The sequence below is a fragment of the Flavitalea flava genome (assembly GCF_054461575.1).
Genome location: NZ_JBTLQH010000028.1, coordinates 33,966 through 51,126 on the forward strand (window position 1 = coordinate 33,966; position 17,161 = coordinate 51,126).

10 protein-coding genes are annotated in these 17,161 nt (G+C 47.1%); 8 read left to right on the forward strand and 2 right to left on the reverse strand.

Going from position 1 to position 17,161, the window contains the following annotated elements:
• Nucleotides 1-35: 35 nt before the first annotated feature.
• The 3 genes from ggt (at nt 36) to ACX0G9_RS21600 (ending at nt 7,420) form a co-directional block, all read left to right on the forward strand.
• Complete coding sequence (ggt, locus tag ACX0G9_RS21590) at nt 36-1,781, forward strand: gamma-glutamyltransferase (RefSeq protein WP_459067035.1); 1,746 nt, start codon at nt 36-38, stop codon at nt 1,779-1,781.
• 19 nt (nt 1,782-1,800) lie between these two features.
• The gene (locus ACX0G9_RS21595; RefSeq protein WP_459067036.1) at nt 1,801-2,340 is read left to right on the forward strand and encodes a DUF1572 family protein; all 540 of its coding nucleotides are present in this window, start codon (nt 1,801-1,803) and stop codon (nt 2,338-2,340) included.
• A 280-nt stretch (nt 2,341-2,620) separates the two neighbouring features.
• Nucleotides 2,621-7,420 (forward strand): translocation/assembly module TamB domain-containing protein, encoded by a 4,800-nt coding sequence (locus ACX0G9_RS21600; RefSeq protein ID WP_459067037.1) that lies wholly within the window; start codon nt 2,621-2,623, stop codon nt 7,418-7,420.
• A gap of 138 nt (nt 7,421-7,558) precedes the next feature.
• On the opposite strand, the gene ACX0G9_RS21605 is transcribed toward ACX0G9_RS21600, so the two are convergent.
• Complete coding sequence (locus ACX0G9_RS21605) at nt 7,559-8,782, reverse strand: bifunctional 3,4-dihydroxy-2-butanone-4-phosphate synthase/GTP cyclohydrolase II (protein ID WP_459067038.1); 1,224 nt, start codon at nt 8,780-8,782, stop codon at nt 7,559-7,561.
• A 433-nt stretch (nt 8,783-9,215) separates the two neighbouring features.
• Here ACX0G9_RS21605 and ACX0G9_RS21610 point away from each other — a divergent pair, with 433 nt between their 5' ends.
• Both ACX0G9_RS21610 and ACX0G9_RS21615 read left to right on the forward strand, forming a co-directional pair.
• Entirely contained in the window at nt 9,216-12,581 is a 3,366-nt protein-coding gene (locus ACX0G9_RS21610) for a TonB-dependent receptor (RefSeq protein ID WP_459067039.1), read from the forward strand.
• A 77-nt stretch (nt 12,582-12,658) separates the two neighbouring features.
• Nucleotides 12,659-13,138, forward strand: a complete 480-nt coding sequence (locus ACX0G9_RS21615; RefSeq protein WP_459067040.1) for a hypothetical protein — start codon at nt 12,659-12,661, stop codon at nt 13,136-13,138.
• A gap of 103 nt (nt 13,139-13,241) precedes the next feature.
• Here the strand turns inward: ACX0G9_RS21615 and ACX0G9_RS21620 are convergent, their stop codons facing one another.
• Nucleotides 13,242-14,093: an alpha/beta hydrolase gene (locus ACX0G9_RS21620; protein WP_459067041.1), complete on the reverse strand. Its 852-nt coding sequence runs from the start codon at nt 14,091-14,093 to the stop codon at nt 13,242-13,244.
• Between the two features lie 120 nt (nt 14,094-14,213).
• Here ACX0G9_RS21620 and ACX0G9_RS21625 point away from each other — a divergent pair, with 120 nt between their 5' ends.
• The 3 genes from ACX0G9_RS21625 (at nt 14,214) to ACX0G9_RS21635 (ending at nt 17,154) form a co-directional block, all read left to right on the forward strand.
• Complete coding sequence (locus ACX0G9_RS21625; RefSeq protein ID WP_459067042.1) at nt 14,214-14,939, forward strand: esterase family protein; 726 nt, start codon at nt 14,214-14,216, stop codon at nt 14,937-14,939.
• A gap of 59 nt (nt 14,940-14,998) precedes the next feature.
• On the forward strand, nt 14,999-15,958 hold the full coding sequence (locus ACX0G9_RS21630) for an ATP-grasp domain-containing protein (RefSeq protein WP_459067043.1): 960 nt from the start codon (nt 14,999-15,001) through the stop codon (nt 15,956-15,958).
• Nucleotides 15,959-16,041: 83 nt separating this feature from the next.
• Complete coding sequence (locus ACX0G9_RS21635; RefSeq protein WP_459067044.1) at nt 16,042-17,154, forward strand: carboxylate-amine ligase; 1,113 nt, start codon at nt 16,042-16,044, stop codon at nt 17,152-17,154.
• The last annotated feature ends 7 nt before the right edge of the window (nt 17,155-17,161 follow it).

Here is a 17,161-nt window from a genome sequence, read left to right on the forward strand (position 1 = left end):
TTTGATGGTAACTTTCCGGCAAATTTCCCTTCGTTATGGCTATGTTGCAAAAATCACCTCTTTCGTATGTATCGGCCGTTTCCTTTTTCCTTTTACTCGTTTTGGGAATGCTCCCCTCCCTGCTTCAGGCCCAGAAGCTCGATCCATACTCCTATAAGATCCGCAAAAGGGTGGAGGTGACCAGGGGAGCCGTAGTCTCTGCCCACCCGCTTGCAAGCAGGGCCGGGGTAATTGTTTTGCAACAGAATGGCAACGCCTTTGACGCGGCCATTGCCACCCAACTGGCCCTGGCGGTTGTTTACCCGGGGGCGGGTAATATTGGCGGGGGCGGATTTATGGTCGCCCATCTGGCCGGGAAACAGGGACCCGGACAAAATCTGGCTCTGGATTACAGGGAAAAAGCCCCGTCAGGAGCTACGCGCGACATGTACCTGGACACGGCAGGTAATGCGCTGCCGGAACTTAGTCAGAACGGTCATCTGGCGGCAGGTGTTCCGGGAACGATCGCAGGGATCTTTGCAGAATACAAATATGCGCGTCTTCCTTTTTCCAAACTGATCCAGCCCGCCATCGATCTTGCTGAAAAGGGATTCGTTATCTCGGAAGCCGAAGCCAGGAACCTTAACGAAGATCGGGACGAATTTAAAAAATACAATACGATTACTCCTGTCTTTGTAAAAGAAGGAGGCTGGAAACCCGGTGATACCCTGGTACAAAAAGACCTGGCCAAAACCCTGCGTTTGATTCGCGATAATGGGGCCAAAGGTTTTTACGAAGGTCAGACGGCCGGTTTGATTTTAGAAGAAATGAAAAGGGGCAAAGGCATAATTACAGCAAAGGATCTCCGGGACTATCGGGCAATCGAAAGACCGGCAACCGTATTTCCGTATAAGCAATACAGCATCATTACCATGCCTCTGCCGAGCAGCGGCGGGGTAGTTTTGCAACAAATGCTCAAGATGGTAGAGAATCGCCCAATAAGCAGTTTTGGTTTCGGGTCCCTTAAGGCAGTTCACCTGATGACGGAGGTGGAAAGGCGGGCCTATGCTGACCGCGCCAAATTCCTGGGGGACCGGGATTTTTACAGCGTACCGGTAAAAACTATTACCTCTTCCGCTTATCTCCAACAAAGAATGGCTTCGTTTGACCCGGAAAAAGCAGGAAACAGTATAGATATACAAGCTGGCGTCCTTAGCTCTGTCAGCGAAGAGACTACTCATCTGAATGTGGTCGACAAGGAAGGTAATGCCGTCTCTATCACCACTACTCTGAATGGCGGTTATGGCAGCAAAGTGGTAGTGGCAGGAGCTGGTTTTCTGTTAAATAATGAAATGGATGATTTCAGCATCAAATCCGGCACGCCGAATATGTATGGGGCAATTGGCGCTGAAGCCAATGCGATTGCACCGGGCAAAAGGATGCTGAGTTCCATGACACCGACCCTGGTATTGGATAAGGGAAAAGTTTACCTGGTTGTAGGCACTCCCGGCGGAACGACTATTACGACTTCCGTATTTCAAACCCTGGTGGATATCCTGGAATTCCGGATGAGTCCGGAAGCAGCAGTGAACGCCCCTAAATTCCATCATCAGTGGTTTCCCGATGAGATTTATGTAGAAAACTCCTTTCCGGCTGCTATAAGGGAGCAATTAATAGCAATGGGCTATAAAGTCACCGAACGGGAGCATATCGGCAGGACCGAGGTGATCAGTATTCAACCGGGAAATAAAATTACGGCCGTTGGCGATATCCGGGGAGATGATACGGCAGATGGATATTGAGAAGCTAAAAACTAAACATATGAATTCTTTAGGATCCGTTTATCTCGAATCTGTCGTCAAACGATTGCTCACCTATAAGGAGCTGGGAGACCGGACTTTCGGGCAACTCGAAGAAAAAGACTTTCATTTTTCACCAAACGAAGGTTCCAACAATATTGCGATCATCATCCAGCACCTGAGTGGGAATATGTTGAGCCGGTTCACACAATTCCTGACAGAAGATGGCGAAAAATCCTGGCGGAACCGGGATACGGAATTCAACGCCCAGCCTTTTAACCGGGTCCAATTGATGGAGCTTTGGGAAAAAGGCTGGAAATGTCTGCTGGACACCCTTCGCTCTCTTAAAGAGGAAGACCTTCTCCGTACGGTCCATATCCGTCATGAACCATTGGCAGCTATTGATGCCATCAACCGTCAGCTTGCCCATTATCCACACCACGTAGGGCAGATCGTATATATTGGGAAAATGATCAGGGATACGGAATGGAAAAGCCTTTCCATTCCTATCGGAGGGTCAGCGCAGTTCAATCATCAAATGAAGGAAAAAAAGAACAAATAATCCGGGTGATACCAGGTCGTTAACCAACCATCCCGGCATAATCTCCGTATAGCCATTATAGATGTATAATTAGGCTGGCTTTTACCTAATTTAGCCATTTTATAGCACAGGAGGATTCTGGTGCAAGAATTGTATATAAACCGGGCGGAGCCCGGTTCGTGAGCTCTGCACAAAGGCAGAAGCTCACAATTATCGTGCGGACTCTGCCATTTTTGATAAATTTGCAATTTGTAATAAACAGCCCCTGAGAAAGATCTGGAAAATAACTCGTAACACATTGATGGTCTTACTACTACTGCTGGTGGCGGGATGGGTATTGATACAAATGCCCTCCGTACAGACCTGGCTGGTTTCCAAGGTGACGGGGCGTCTATCAAAAAGCTTACATACGAACATCAGGGTCAGGCATGTTGATTTTTCCTTATTTAACAAAATGCTGCTGGACGGTGTTCTGGTGGAAGATGCCCGGAAAGATACGCTTCTATATGCCGGTGAAGTCAGCGTCAGGATCACCGACTGGTGGTTTTTTAAAGATACCGCAGCCCTGAAATACATCGGTCTTAGCGATGCTACTATAAAATTACAACGGACGGATTCAGTATGGAACTATCAATTCCTGGCCGATTATTTTTCGTCCCCTGCGCCGCCCACTTCTTCCGGATCGAAAAAAGATACGACACAGGGAATACAGCTGGACCTGAAACAGATTGACCTGTCCCGTATCCATTTTTTGAAAAAAGATGGATGGAGAGGAGAAGATATGGATCTGCACCTGTCTGCCCTGAAAATGGATGCCCAACAATTCAGTTTTTCGCAGAAAATCATCCGGATTAGTACCCTGGACTTTACCCAACCTCAATTCACCCTGGTCAATTATGATGGAAAAAGGCCTCCCCTTACAGATACGGCAGACGAGGTCATTAAAAACGATCCGCTCCATTTACGGTTGAACTCTGCAAACTGGGATATCCGGGCACGAAGCGTTACCATAAGAGATGGCTCTTTCCGGCATGAAATTCCGGCTGACACACATCCCAACAAACATTTTGACGGCAACCATATTTTTTTCTATTCCGTCAATACCAGTTTAAAAGACCTCCGCCTTAACAAGGATACGATCACAGCCCAGTTACAACTTAATACAAAAGAGCGGAGTGGTTTTGAGGTGAAAAAATTGAGTGCGCGGATCAAATGGTTTCCGGAGGCGATGGAATTCGCCCATTTTGATTTACAAACGGGCAGGAGTCATTTACGGAACTACTTTGCCATGCGTTTTTCTACCCTGGACAATATGTCCTATTTTCTGAGCAGGGTCCATATGGATGCTGATTTTGCAGATGCCGATCTGGATAGCGACGATATTGCCTGGTTTGCCCCGGAATTAAAAGATTGGAAGAAAAAAATCCGGATCACGGGTATTATCAGAGGAACGGTAACGGATCTCCGGGGAAAGAACGTGATATTGGAAGCAGGAAAGAACACTTATCTGAATGGGGATATCCATCTCCGGGGTTTACCCGATATTGGAAAAACATATATCGATTTTAAATCCAATGAATTCAGGACCTCCTATCAGGACATCGTTACACTGATCCCATCGTTGAAGGAAATCGATCAGGCGCGGCTGGATCGCATCGAATGGCTTCGTTTTACCGGGAGTTTCCAGGGAACGGTCCATGATTTTGTCACCAATGGTACGATCGCCACCAATCTGGGTACGCTGGTGACAGATGTGAACATGCAATTCCCTGCTGCAGGGCCTACCATTTATTCCGGTAATATCAGTACGGAGAATTTTAACCTGGGACCATTCCTGGACAATGACGATCTGGGAAAAATATCATTTACCGGAAAAGTAGCCGGTGTCGGGCTGAGATCCTCCACCCTGAATGCAACCCTGGATGGAACGATCAAAAATCTGGACTTCCATAATTATACGTACCAGCAGATCAAAGTCAATGGGGCTATAGCCAAAAAGAAATTTAACGGCGAACTTATCTCAGGCGATTCCAACCTGGATGCCCGTCTCAATGGACTCGTTGATTTTAGTCAGGAACATCCCCGGTTCGATTTTGATGCCCAGGTGGGAAAGGCGGATCTGATGAAGCTGCATTTTATTAACAAGCCGGTTCAGTTCAATGGAAAATTCCGCTGCAATTTTACCGGGGATAATATAGATAACTTCCTGGGTACGGCCAGCATCTATGATGCTTCGGTCCTGAAGAACGGGCAACGGGTTTCCTTCGATTCCCTGAACCTGGAATCCAGCATCATTGACAACAATAAGACGATAACCGTCGTGAGCAATGAATTCGACGGGGCCATTGTAGGAGAGTTTTCGATAAAAGATCTGCCGGCCTCCTTTCAGACCTTCCTGAACAAATATTATCCCAGTTATATCAAACCGGCAAAAACAATTCCGACTAATCAGAATTTCAGTTTTGTCATCACTACCAAGAAAGTAGATGACTATATCGATTTTTTTAATAAAGACCTGAAGGGTTTTAACAATGCGGGGGTCAGCGGACGTATCAATACAAAGGATAATTTACTCGACCTTAATATGGAGTTGCCCTCGTTCGGCTATAAAAAGATTGCCTTCAACAATCTTACCTTGAAAGGAAGGGGTAACCTGGACAGCCTTTCCATGGAAACTAATATCGGAGAAGTGTACCTGAACGATAGTTTGCATTTTCCTGAAACACATATTCAGTTGCGATCTTCCAACGATATGTCATTCATTCAGGTGAAGACCGGCGCGAATCAGACGCTCAATGCCGCAAACCTTTCCGCCCAGGTGCAGACCCTGCCAACCGGAGCGCGGATCAAATTTAATCCATCCACCTTCGAAATCAACAGCAAGAGCTGGACCATCGATAAGGGTGGAGAACTGGCTTTCAGCCATAATATTATTTCAGCGGAATCGCTGAAGATCTATAGCGGTGACCAGCAGGTCCTGGTTACTACCTCCCCTTCCGAAGAAGGGAACTGGAACAATGTCCATGTAGAACTGAAAAAGATCAACATAGGCGATTTTACGCCCTACTTCATTAAGTCCGAAAGACTGGAAGGACTGTTAACCGGATCTGCTGATATGACCGACCCTTTTGGAAAGCCGGAGATCAGTTTCACCGGAGAAACCGAACAATTCCGGTTTTCCAACGATTCGATCGGCAAACTGCAACTTAATGGGACCTATCAAGGCTCAAGCGGTCTGGTGAATGCGAGCGTTCATTCCGACAACAAAAATTATCATTTCGATATAAATACCCTGATCAATACCCAAGACAGCGCAACGGGGCCGCCGATAAATATCACTACCGATGTAGCCGATACCAAGGTCGAATTACTGGAAAAGTATCTTGGAGGCATATTCAGCAATCTCACCGGAAATGTAAGCGGCCATTTACAGATAACGGGACCTGCGGATCGCCTTCTTTATCTGGGAACCGTACATTTGAAGGATGCCAGTATGAAAGTAAATTATACCCAATGCACCTATAAGATCGCATCGGCAACCATACTCTTCAAAAAAGACACGATCGATTTCGGGAACATTCAACTGAAGGACAAATCGGGCCGTACTGCTGAACTCACCCGCGGCCGCCTTTTCCACCACGGTTTTAATGATCTTGGGTTTGACTTTTCCATGAATACGAACCGTCTTCTTTTGCTGGATACCAAGGCAACAGATAATAACCAGTTTTACGGAACCGTGATTGGCAAAGCGAATATGACCCTCAATGGTCCGGAGGAGAATATGAAAATGTATATTACCGGAGAGCCTACTGACAGTTCCAATATATACCTTCCCCCTTCCGTCAGCCGCGAGAGCGGGGATGCCGATTTTATCGTCTGGAAGATCTATGGAAAGGAAATGAAGGCCCAGTTCCCGGACAAAAAAACTTCGAACCTTCAGGTAACCCTCGATATGCGGGCCAACAACTATGCAAATGTATATGTGATCGTAGATCCCTTAAGTTCCGATATCATCAAGGCGAACGGACATGGGAACCTGAGTATGCGGGTTGGCACCAATGAAGACCTTACCTTAACAGGGCGATATGATATCGACCGGGGCAGCTATCATTTTACTTTTCAATCCCTGATTCACAAACCCTTTATACTTAAAGAAGGGGTAGGTAACTATATCCAATGGACAGGGAATCCCTATGATGCAAATATATTTATCGAAGCAGTCTATAGAGCGGAGAACGTGCGTTTCGGCGACTTAGGTCTGTCTACTGCAAGCGGTTTGGGTGGGAATCTGGATAATGTCAAGCGATTCCGGGGCGATGTCCTGGTGACCGCGGATCTTACCGGCAAGTTGATGAAACCCGACATTGCTTTCCAGATCGATCTGCCTCCGAACAGTCCGCTGAAGAATGACCAGGAGGCGCTGGCCCTGATCCAGAAAATTCAAAGTGACCAGAATGAGTTGAACAAGCAGGTCTCAATGCTCGTTGCCCTTAACACATTTGTGCCCCTGTCCAACAGCACGAACAATTTCGACCCCACGATTGCCATTTCCGGAGTAGTGGTAAACAGTATATCCGGTGTCCTGTTTAATGCCCTGTCCAAACAATTCTATACGCTTTTGCAAAGGATATTCAATGACAAGAGTCTGACCGTTAATGTCAATACCAGTTTCTATAATGGAAGTAATCTGACCGATAATGCAGACCAGGGCAAGTTCAACCTGGACAGGACAAATCTGACCCTGAGCATTGGAAAAAGTTTTCTCAATGAGAAACTGACCTTTACCTTCGGAAGTGCATTGGATTTTGGAATGACACCGCAGCAGACCCAGGCATCTTCTTTTCAGTTCCTTCCGAATTTAAATGCCGAATATAAAATAACAGCCGATGGAAGGATCGCCCTCACCTTCTTCTACAGGGATTCCTATAATTATCTGTCCTCAGGTAATCACACCCAGAATAGTTCGGGAAGCAGCATTACTTACCGGAGGGATTTTGACCGGATCGATGAATTATTCAAGGGAAAGAAGAAAAAAAAGAAACCTACTCCCGCCGCTCCTGCCACACCGCCACCTGCCACACCTGCCACCCCCAGCCCCTAAAGGGGGAGTAAGGTAACACGCTACTCTAACCGAAACTTTCATTAACTCATTTAATTAAATAATCTTCCAGGAATATTACTCCCCCTTTAGGGGGCTGGGGGGTCCTCCCCCTTTAGGGGGCTGGGGGGTCCTCCCCCTTTAGGGGGCTGGGGGGAATAATACGTTTGAAAGAATATCGTGACCCAGTTTATCCCTTTTGGTCAGGAGATATTTTTCGTTATGCGGATTGGGATGGATCTCGATGGGTACGGTTTCCACGATCTCGATCCCGTAACCGGATAATCCTGCCCTTTTGCGGGGATTATTGCTGATAAGCCGGAGTTTGCTGATCCCAAGGTAACGGAGGATCTGCGCTCCTACCCCGTAATCCCGTTTATCCATAGGGAAACCCAGGTGAAGATTTGCCTCTACCGTATCCATACCATTCTCCTGAAGCTTATAGGCCTTTAGTTTATTGACCAGACCTATTCCACGGCCTTCCTGGTTCATATAAAGGATAACCCCTTTACCTTCCTTTTCCACCAATTGCATGGCTTCATGGAGCTGTTCCCCGCAGTCACAACGCAGGGAGCCAAGTATATCCCCGGTAAAACAGGATGAATGCACCCGCACCAGCAAAGGTTCGTCCTTTTCCCATTCTCCCTTGATCAGGGCAAGATGCTCATTGGAGGTATTTTTTTCCCGGAAGGCGATTAGTTTAAAATGACCATACTGGGTTGGCATATCCACCCGGACAATTTCTTCAATCAGACTATCGATCCGCAGACGGTATTCGATCAGATCCTTAATGGAAATAAGCTTAAGATCAAATTTCTTGGCGATTTCCCGCAATTCCGGCAGTCTGGCCATGCTTCCATCCTCGTTCATGATCTCAACCAGTACGCCTGCCGGCTCAAATCCAGCCAGTCTGGCCAGATCGATGGTCGCTTCCGTATGCCCGGTCCTCCGGAGCACCCCTCCCTTTTTAGCACGTAAAGGGAAAATATGTCCCGGACGGCCAAGATCTTCCGGTTTAGTGGCCGGATCGATCAGTGCCTGGATCGTTTTTGCCCTGTCCTGGGCGGAAATTCCGGTGGTACAGCCATGCCCAAGCAGGTCAACGGATACCGTAAAGGCCGTCTCGTGAAGGGCAGTATTATTATTGACCATCAGCTCCAGTCCTAATTCGTCGCAACGCTCTTCGATCAGCGGAGCGCAGATCAATCCTCTTCCGTATTTGCTCATGAAATTGATCACTTCCGGGGTTACATTCCGGGCCGCGGTAATAAAATCCCCTTCATTCTCCCGGTCTTCATCATCCACCACGATTACCAGCTTTCCTTTTTTGATATCTTCAATGGCGCTTTCAATAGTTGCCAACATGCTAAATAGATTTAGGTGCAAATTTAACAATAAAAACGCCGGAAAGGTTCTAAAGGATGCCTGATCAGCGGATGCCTCTTTTAGGCTCCTGTTTATAACTTGTCAATATTATCGGATTTAATTATGCAGCCTTTCTTTAGTTTTGCCTTTCTTTAACATATATAATATTTGACTGACCGGAATCGAAAAGATAAGTGTATACTCCTACTACTACCTGTAAATCGGCCCTGTTATATTTAACGAAGCCCCTTGCCCAGACCCTGATTAGAGCCTGTACGGACAGAAATTAAATTAACTCCTTCCGTTCAGCAGCGGTTTAAATTGACCTGACTCTGATTACTTGCCTATCATCATCAGTAACGATTCATTAACGAAGTTTTAACTATCAGGACATAGTTAGCATTTTTCTTTGCAGCCGGCAAAAACAACTATTATGATAAAACGACTGGTAATTTCAGCGTACCTAATCCTTTGTGTACTATTTACATTTGCGCAGGAGACGACGTCCCAGATATTGGGAACGGTTTCGGAAGGCAAGACAGGCCTGGGAGGGGCTACCGTGACAGCCCTGCATACTCCGACAGGCACAAAATATACGACCACCACCCGGAAAGACGGGCGTTTCAATCTTCCCAATTTGCGTGTGGGTGGGCCTTATGTGCTTTCCATCAGTTTTGTAGGTTTCAGACAGGAGAAACAGGATAATATTATGCTGGTCGTTGGCCAGGATTTTACCTCAGATTTCAATTTGACACCGGAATCGAAGGAGCTGACGGCAGTAGTTGTACCGGCTTCTCGTCAGAATAAGACCTTTAATAACAGCCGTACCGGTGCTCAGGAGATCATTACCAGGGCCCAGATCGAACGGTTGCCCACGATTACCCGGTCTATCCAGGACTTTGCCAGGCTGGAATCCAGCTCCAACGGATTGAGTTTTTCCGGAAGCAGCCCTCAAATGAATAATATCACGGTAGATGGGGCCGATTTCAATAACTCCTTCGGTCTTTCCGGTACCCTGGGCGGGCAGGCTAATGCCCAACCCATAGCCCTGGATGCTATCGACCAGATCCAGGTAAATGTAGCTCCTTACGATGTGCGGCAAGGCGGTTTTACGGGTGCGGGTGTCAATTCCGTTACCCGCAGCGGTACCAATCAATTCAGAGCCACGGTATATGACTATATAAAAGGGCCGGGCACTATCGGTTATAAGGTAGAAAATACTACGGTGGCGAGAACGCCTTTCAATTTTAATGTCGTTGGCGCAAGCTTTGGCGGGGCCATTATCAAGAACAAATTGTTCTTCTTTATCAATGGAGAACAGAATATTCAAAAACAGCCATCCAGCAGCGTCATTGCTTCCGATGCCACGCATTCCCCGCAGGCAGGAGTCGTTTCCCAGGCCAACGCCGATACCCTGGCCCGTTTGGCTTCTTATCTGCAGTCAACCTATAAATACGACCCCGGAGCTGCCCAGAGCCCTTCTTTCCAGACCAATAGCTATAAGATCAATTTGCGTCTTGACTGGAATATCGACAATAACAATACCTTATCCTTCAAATATAATTACCTGAAATCCTACGCTGACCAGTTTGCCAGCAACAGTCGTCCGGGCAGCGGACAGGTTACCGGCGGTCAGCCCGGTACTTTTTCCATACCCTTTTCCGGCAGCGGCTACCGGATCAACAACAACCTTAAGATCTATATCCTGGAACTGAACACCAAGTTAAATAACCAGATGTCCAATAAATTCCAGATCGGTTATACCCAGGAGCGGGATTTTCGCGCACCCAAATCCAGTTCAGGTTCATTTCCCGTGGTAGATATCCTGAACAATAACAATATCTACACCACCTTCGGATATGAGATGTATACCTATAACAATAAGCTGAATATGGATTCTTATCAGCTTACGGATATTTTTAGCCTTTTCAAGGGAGGCCATGAGATCACTATCGGTACCCAGAACAGCTACAAAAAATATCAGAATGCCTTTGCACCCGGTTACAATGGGGTGTATCAATTCAACAGTTTATCGGACTGGTATTCGGGAGCGCCGGCCGCCACTTATTATCAGCAGTATTCAACCCTGAAGGGAGGAGCGTTTCCCTGGGCTTACGCCGGAGCCACCAACCTTAGTTTGTTCGGTCAGGATAAATGGCGGATTACCCCCGCTTTTACCCTGACCTATGGTGTCCGGTTCGATTATACATCGTATCAGAATAAGTTCACCGACAACCCGAATTTCGATGCCCTCAAATTCCTGAACGGGAACCAATACAATGTTGGAAAGGCGCCAGAAAGTTTTCTGATCGTTTCTCCCCGGGTCGGTTTTAACTGGGATGTTACCGGCGACAGGACCTGGCAGTTAAGAGGCGGAGCCGGGATTTTCGAAGGAGCACCTCCTTTCGTGTGGCTCGAGAATCAGGCTGCTAATAATGGAGTACAGTGGGGGTCTTTCACGCAAAAAAATATGCCATTTTTTGCCGATCCCACCAAGGCCCTCGATTATTACCTGAATACCTTACAAAATCCGCCGTTGGCACAGACTTCCACACCAACCGGGTATTCGGTGAACGTGACTTCCAAAAATTTCAAATATCCGACCAAGTTGAGGACCAGTGTTGGCCTGGATAAAAAATTACCCGGGGACTGGGTCCTGACGGGCGAGTTCACCTATTCCAAGGACATCAACGCCGTTTATATGTCCAATGTGAATCTTCAGGAGGGCAATGGGTTTGCCATCGCCAACGGGCCGGATAACCGTTTACGATTCAATACGACGGCTGCATCCACCAGCGGTTCCAACTCCAGCAACAAATATTACAATGGCAGCACGCTGCAGAATCCCAATATCGGAAACGCGATCCTGCTGTCAAATTCCAGCAAAGGGTTTTCCTATGCAGCCACTGCAAGGGTCCAGAAGACATGGCGCCATCTGTATGCCAGTGTAGCCTATACCTATAGCGACACCAAGAACCTGATGGAAGTCGGCAGCACGGCCAGTTCCCTATGGGCCGCCAGGGCAATTTCCAATACGGATCCGAATGCACCGATCCTGGCCCGTCCTTCCTGGTACCAGCCGCATCGCGTGATTGCTTCTGCCAGTTACCGGATAGAATACTCCAAACATTTTGTTACTTCTGTCGGAGCGGTTTACGAAGCTACGACCGCAGGGTCCAATTCATATGTATACAACGGAGATCTGAACGGCGACGGGAATACCGGAAATGACCTTATCTATATCCCCAGAAATTCCGGCGAGATCAATCTGGTCCCGGTGAATGGCGGTTCTGCTAATATTGGCAATACCTCCCTGGATCATACCGACACCAGGACAGCCTCACAAATCTGGAATCAACTAAGCAATTTCATTAACCAGGATCATTATCTGAATAAACATAAAGGACAATACGCCCAGGCCAACTCACTTTTGTACCCCTGGTACAAACACCTGGATCTGAATATTACACAGGACATCTATTTCTATACAAAGAACGGGGAGGATAAAGACAAACACACGCTGCGTCTCAGCTTCGACATCGTCAATGTAGGAAACCTGTTGAACAGAAATTGGGGTTTGATCAAAACCGTCAGCAGCGCCAACTTTCTTAAATTCGAAGGGCTGGCCGGCGATAATAAAACACCGCAATTTTCTTTACCCTACCTGGATCCGGCTAACCAGGTACCCCTGGTCAACAGTTTTGTCAATAATACGGCACTTACCAACTTTGCCAACAATCAGACCTTCACGGGTTCAAGGTGGCAGATGCAATTCGGTATCCGGTATTTATTTAATTAACGCATTTACTGCCTGAGTATTCTTTCCATTTATACTCGGTATAAAAAATTATTAGTATTCAGATTAAAATATTTTTTATGAAAAAAAACGTTCTTTTTTTTATGCTGGTGTCGGGAGTTCTTATCTGGGCCTGCAACAAAACAACAACACTTGCTCCCTATACCCCGACCCGGGTGTTTTCAGTGAATAGTAAGATGACGCATTCCAAGGATAGTATTGTAAATTCCGGCGATACCGTGGCATTCGCTGCTCAAGGCAATATTAATGACACAACAGGCAAATATATCATCTCGGCTACCCTGAGAACAAACGATACCACCGGAGCCCAGAATCCGGTGACCATACAGTTCATTAAAAAAATCATACCGGCTTATGATACGGTGGGAATGGCTAAAACCGGCCTGTTCCATTGGTCAATCAGTTTCCCGCTTCCCATTCCGGCGATTTCCTCCAAGACTGGGCTCAAAACGACAGCTACCTTCGCCTATAGCCTGAACCTGAGCAGTCAGTTGGGAAATCTGGTAGGAACCGACACCAAATTTTTACATGTAAAATAATCTTCGGTTGAATAATAATCTTCGGTTGAAATCATAGAATATCGTAGTATAATGACCAATATGGTTTTGATAAAAAAAGTCCCGGCATAAACCGGGACTTTTTTTATCTGTTCGTTTTATCTTTTTTCCCCCATCCCCACTCCAGGAATTCCGGCATAGCCCTGGCCCAGGTAGAGACTTCGTGTTTTCCACCTTCCAATTCAAGATAGGTTATTTCGGGGGCCACCCCTTCTTCATAGGAATACCCTTTGGTTACCAGTTCCTGAATAAGATCTTTTGTATCGTCAATGGAATCGATAATCCCGTTCTGATTGCGATCTTCTTTTTCATCTTCGGTGCCGCATTCAAAAAAGAAATTCAACCAGGGGTAATACCCGTTTGCACGCTCCCTAACCTGCCGGTGCATGATCCGGTCGGAATTATCATTATAGGAAGGATCCGACTTATCTTTTGTCCTCCACCAAAAAGATCCGGAAAACATACCAGCCCTGGCAAATTCTTCAGGATGTCCCCAAACGATATCCATAGCGCTGAGCGCACCCAGCGAAAATCCGGCAAAGGCCTTTTCTTTAAATTCACGGATCAGAAATTTCTCCCGGATAAACGGTATCAATTCCTCAAAAACAAAACGGGTATAGTCTTCAGCCCTTGCCCCCCAGCCCTGATCATTCGGGATACCGGCCGTACCGTATTCCATTTTCCGTTCCGGGCCGGCGTGAATGCCCACGCATAACAAGGGATCGAGAATTTCACGTCCATAAAGCTCATCGAGCATATCTGCCAGACCCAATTGTTCCAGGTCCTGACCATCGTTGATCAGCAAAAGGCTGATGTTTTCAGGCCCTTCCCACAATCCGGATGGCCGGAAAAAATCAATTTGTACGGCCCTGTCCAGGGATAGGGATTCCAACTGTATGCTTTCCATTAAAATGCCTGTGCTCTTGTCAACTTGCATAAGGCCAAAAATAACAAATAAAGTTAATAGGAATCAAGGGCTACCGGGTTGTCATTTGCCTTTTTTTCAGTAGGTTTGGTTACGCGAATAATTTACTGATTTCACCTTATCCAAACAGATATGGACCTTCGGGAAGAATATCATCAGTGGCATTCCCCCATTACCGGCGGGGAGTTCAAAATGCTTGTATTCGGTCATGCGGGATACCCCGTTATTCTGTTTCCTACCTCACAGGGAACCTATTATCAGAACAAGGACCAGGGATTGGTCGAAACTGCCCGATGGTTCCTGGAAAACGGGAAAGTGAAGATCTATTGCCCCGACAGCCTGGATGCCTATAGCTGGTACAATAAATCGATTCCTCCGTCCGAACGCGCTTACAACCATACGTTGTATGACCGCCTTATTTTGGACGAGGTCCTCCCACTTGCCTTTCAGGAGACTGGTCAAAGCAAAGTTGCGGTGGCAGGCTGTAGTTTCGGAGGGTATCATGCCGTTAATTTTGCTTTCCGGCACCCGCAGGTCACCGGGTATTGTTTCCCCATGAGCGGGATATTCGACATCCGCTCCTTTGTTGATGGCTACTATGATGACAATGTCTTTTATAATAATCCGGTGGATTTTATTCCGGGAGCAGCTGATGCCGGCCTCTGGAAAATGGGCATCGTTTTAGGTACGGCAGAAAGAGACAGCTGCCGGGGGCAGAACGAATCCCTGAGCAGGATGCTGGCTGACAAAAACATGGGTCACTGGCTGGATATCCGTCCGGACAGGGATCATGACTGGCCTGTATGGAAAGAAATGTTCCCTCATTATCTTTCTTTACTTCCGGGCGCGGTTAGCTGAAAATGCAATCATTCATCCGGTTCATTCCGGAATTATCGGAACGCATAAAAAATACAACTATGGGCACACAAAAAAAGATAGGCATCCTCTTCGGTCAGGAAAGGAGCTTTCCAATGGCCTTTATCGAGGCGGTGAACCGGAAGAACCTAACGGATATAGTTGCCGAGCCCGTGCGCATCGACAAGGTGATGCAAGGTGAGCCCTGCGGTTATGCCGTGATCGTCGACCGGATCTCCCAGGACGTTCCTTTTTACCGGGCCTATCTCAAAAATGCAGCGCTGTGCGGAACAGCAGTGATCAACAATCCCTTCTGGTGGAGCGCCGATGAAAAGTTCTTTAATAATTGCCTGGCCACCAGGATCGGTGTTCCCGTGCCCAAAACGGTTATCCTTCCTTCGCGGGAATTGCCGGCGGATACGAATGACCAATCTTTTTCCAACCTGGCCTATCCTATGGATTGGGACAGCATCTTTCATTATGTCGGTTTCCCGGCCTTCATGAAGCCATTCGCCGGCGGAGGTTGGAAAAATGTATACAAACTGCATAACGCCGAAGAATTCTATCATCATCACGGCGAGACCGGTCAACTCGTGATGTTATTACAGGAAGAGATCGTTTTTACGGAATATTACCGCTGTTATTGCATCGGCGGCAAATACGTACGTATTATGCCTTATGAACCCCGCAATCCGCATCATCTTCGTTATTGTGCCGACTTCAACCCTTCTGCGGAAAGGCTGCAGCAAATGGAAGAGATCGTATTGCGGATCAATGGCTGGCTGGGTTATGATTTTAACACGGTGGAATTAGCGGTCAGGGATGGTATCCCTTATGCGATCGACTTCTGTAATCCGGCACCTGATGCGGAAAAGACCAGCGTCGGTGAAGATAATTTCAACTGGGTGGTGGAGACTTCGGCAGACTATGCGATCGAACGTGCATTGGCCCAGCGCGACGGAATGGACAATCTTACCTGGGGTGCCTACCTGCAAAGCAGTGTGGAAAAATTAAAATTCTGATGGGTAAACGAAAAAATAGCCTGCGTTAAATTTCCGTTTACATTTGTACGGAGTGTTTAAGTTACCAAAATACCCCTTTTGCTATGGCCGATATCAATTATGGAAATTTCACCCTGGGCGTCGAAGAAGAATACATGACCCTCGATCCTGTTACCCGGGAATTAAAGAGTCATGAACAAAAGATCGTGACGGAAGGACAGAAAGTGATCAAGGACAAGGTCAAGGCAGAAATGCACCAGGCCGTTGTGGAAGTGGGAACGGATATCTGCCGGGATATCAATGAGGCGTTCAAGGATGTCTCGACCTTACGCAAGACCATCTCCCAGATCGCAGGAGACCTGGGTTTCTGGGTGGGCGCTTCCGGTACGCATCCGTTCAGTCATTGGGAAAGCCAGCTGATCACCGATCATGCCCGTTATTATGAAATCGTCAACGAACTGCAGGAAGCAGCACGCAGTAACCTGATCTTCGGTCTCCATGTGCATGTGGGGATGGAAAGCCGTGAGATGGCTAATCATATTGCCAATTCCACGCGTTATTTTTTACCTCATATCTATGCCCTAAGTACCAATTCTCCTTTTTGGGAAGGTCGTCAGACGGGTTATAAATCGTTCCGCACAAAGGTGTTCGATAAATTCCCCCGCACCGGGATACCGGAATATTTTGAAAGTATCGAAGCTTATGACAATTTTGTAAAGTTATTGGTCAAGACCAATTGCATCGACAATGCCAAAAAGATCTGGTGGGATCTCCGGGTACATCCCTTCTTTAATACGGTTGAATTCCGGATCTGCGATGTCCCGATGACAGTGGAAGAGACCATTTGCATCGCTGCCCTCTTCCAGGCGATCTGCGTGAAGATCTACAAACTGCGTATGCAGAATATGAACTATATCCAGTATTCCCGGGCCCTGATCAATGAGAATAAATGGCGGGCCAGCCGTTATGGCATCGACGGGCACCTCATCGATTTCGGCAAGGAAGAAGAAGTAAATACAAGGGTCCTCATCTATGAGCTACTTGACTTTGTAGACGATGTAGTGGACCCCCTGGGCAGCCGCGAAGCCACCCATTTTGCTACAAAGATCCTTGAGAACGGAACCGGCGCTGACCGGCAGCTAAAGGTATTCGAAGAAACGGGGAGCATGACCGCCGTTGTCGATTATATCCATGATCAATTCCTGCATGGGATTTGATAGAATG

Coding starts and splice junctions, on each gene's coding strand:
- ggt (WP_459067035.1), top strand. CDS start 36: ATGGCTATGTTGCAAAAATCACCTCTTTCGTATGTATCGGCCGTTTCC.
- ACX0G9_RS21595 (WP_459067036.1), top strand. CDS start 1,801: ATGAATTCTTTAGGATCCGTTTATCTCGAATCTGTCGTCAAACGATTG.
- ACX0G9_RS21600 (WP_459067037.1), top strand. CDS start 2,621: ATGGTCTTACTACTACTGCTGGTGGCGGGATGGGTATTGATACAAATG.
- ACX0G9_RS21605 (WP_459067038.1), bottom strand. CDS start 8,782: ATGTTGGCAACTATTGAAAGCGCCATTGAAGATATCAAAAAAGGAAAG.
- ACX0G9_RS21610 (WP_459067039.1), top strand. CDS start 9,216: ATGATAAAACGACTGGTAATTTCAGCGTACCTAATCCTTTGTGTACTA.
- ACX0G9_RS21615 (WP_459067040.1), top strand. CDS start 12,659: ATGAAAAAAAACGTTCTTTTTTTTATGCTGGTGTCGGGAGTTCTTATC.
- ACX0G9_RS21620 (WP_459067041.1), bottom strand. CDS start 14,093: ATGCAAGTTGACAAGAGCACAGGCATTTTAATGGAAAGCATACAGTTG.
- ACX0G9_RS21625 (WP_459067042.1), top strand. CDS start 14,214: ATGGACCTTCGGGAAGAATATCATCAGTGGCATTCCCCCATTACCGGC.
- ACX0G9_RS21630 (WP_459067043.1), top strand. CDS start 14,999: ATGGGCACACAAAAAAAGATAGGCATCCTCTTCGGTCAGGAAAGGAGC.
- ACX0G9_RS21635 (WP_459067044.1), top strand. CDS start 16,042: ATGGCCGATATCAATTATGGAAATTTCACCCTGGGCGTCGAAGAAGAA.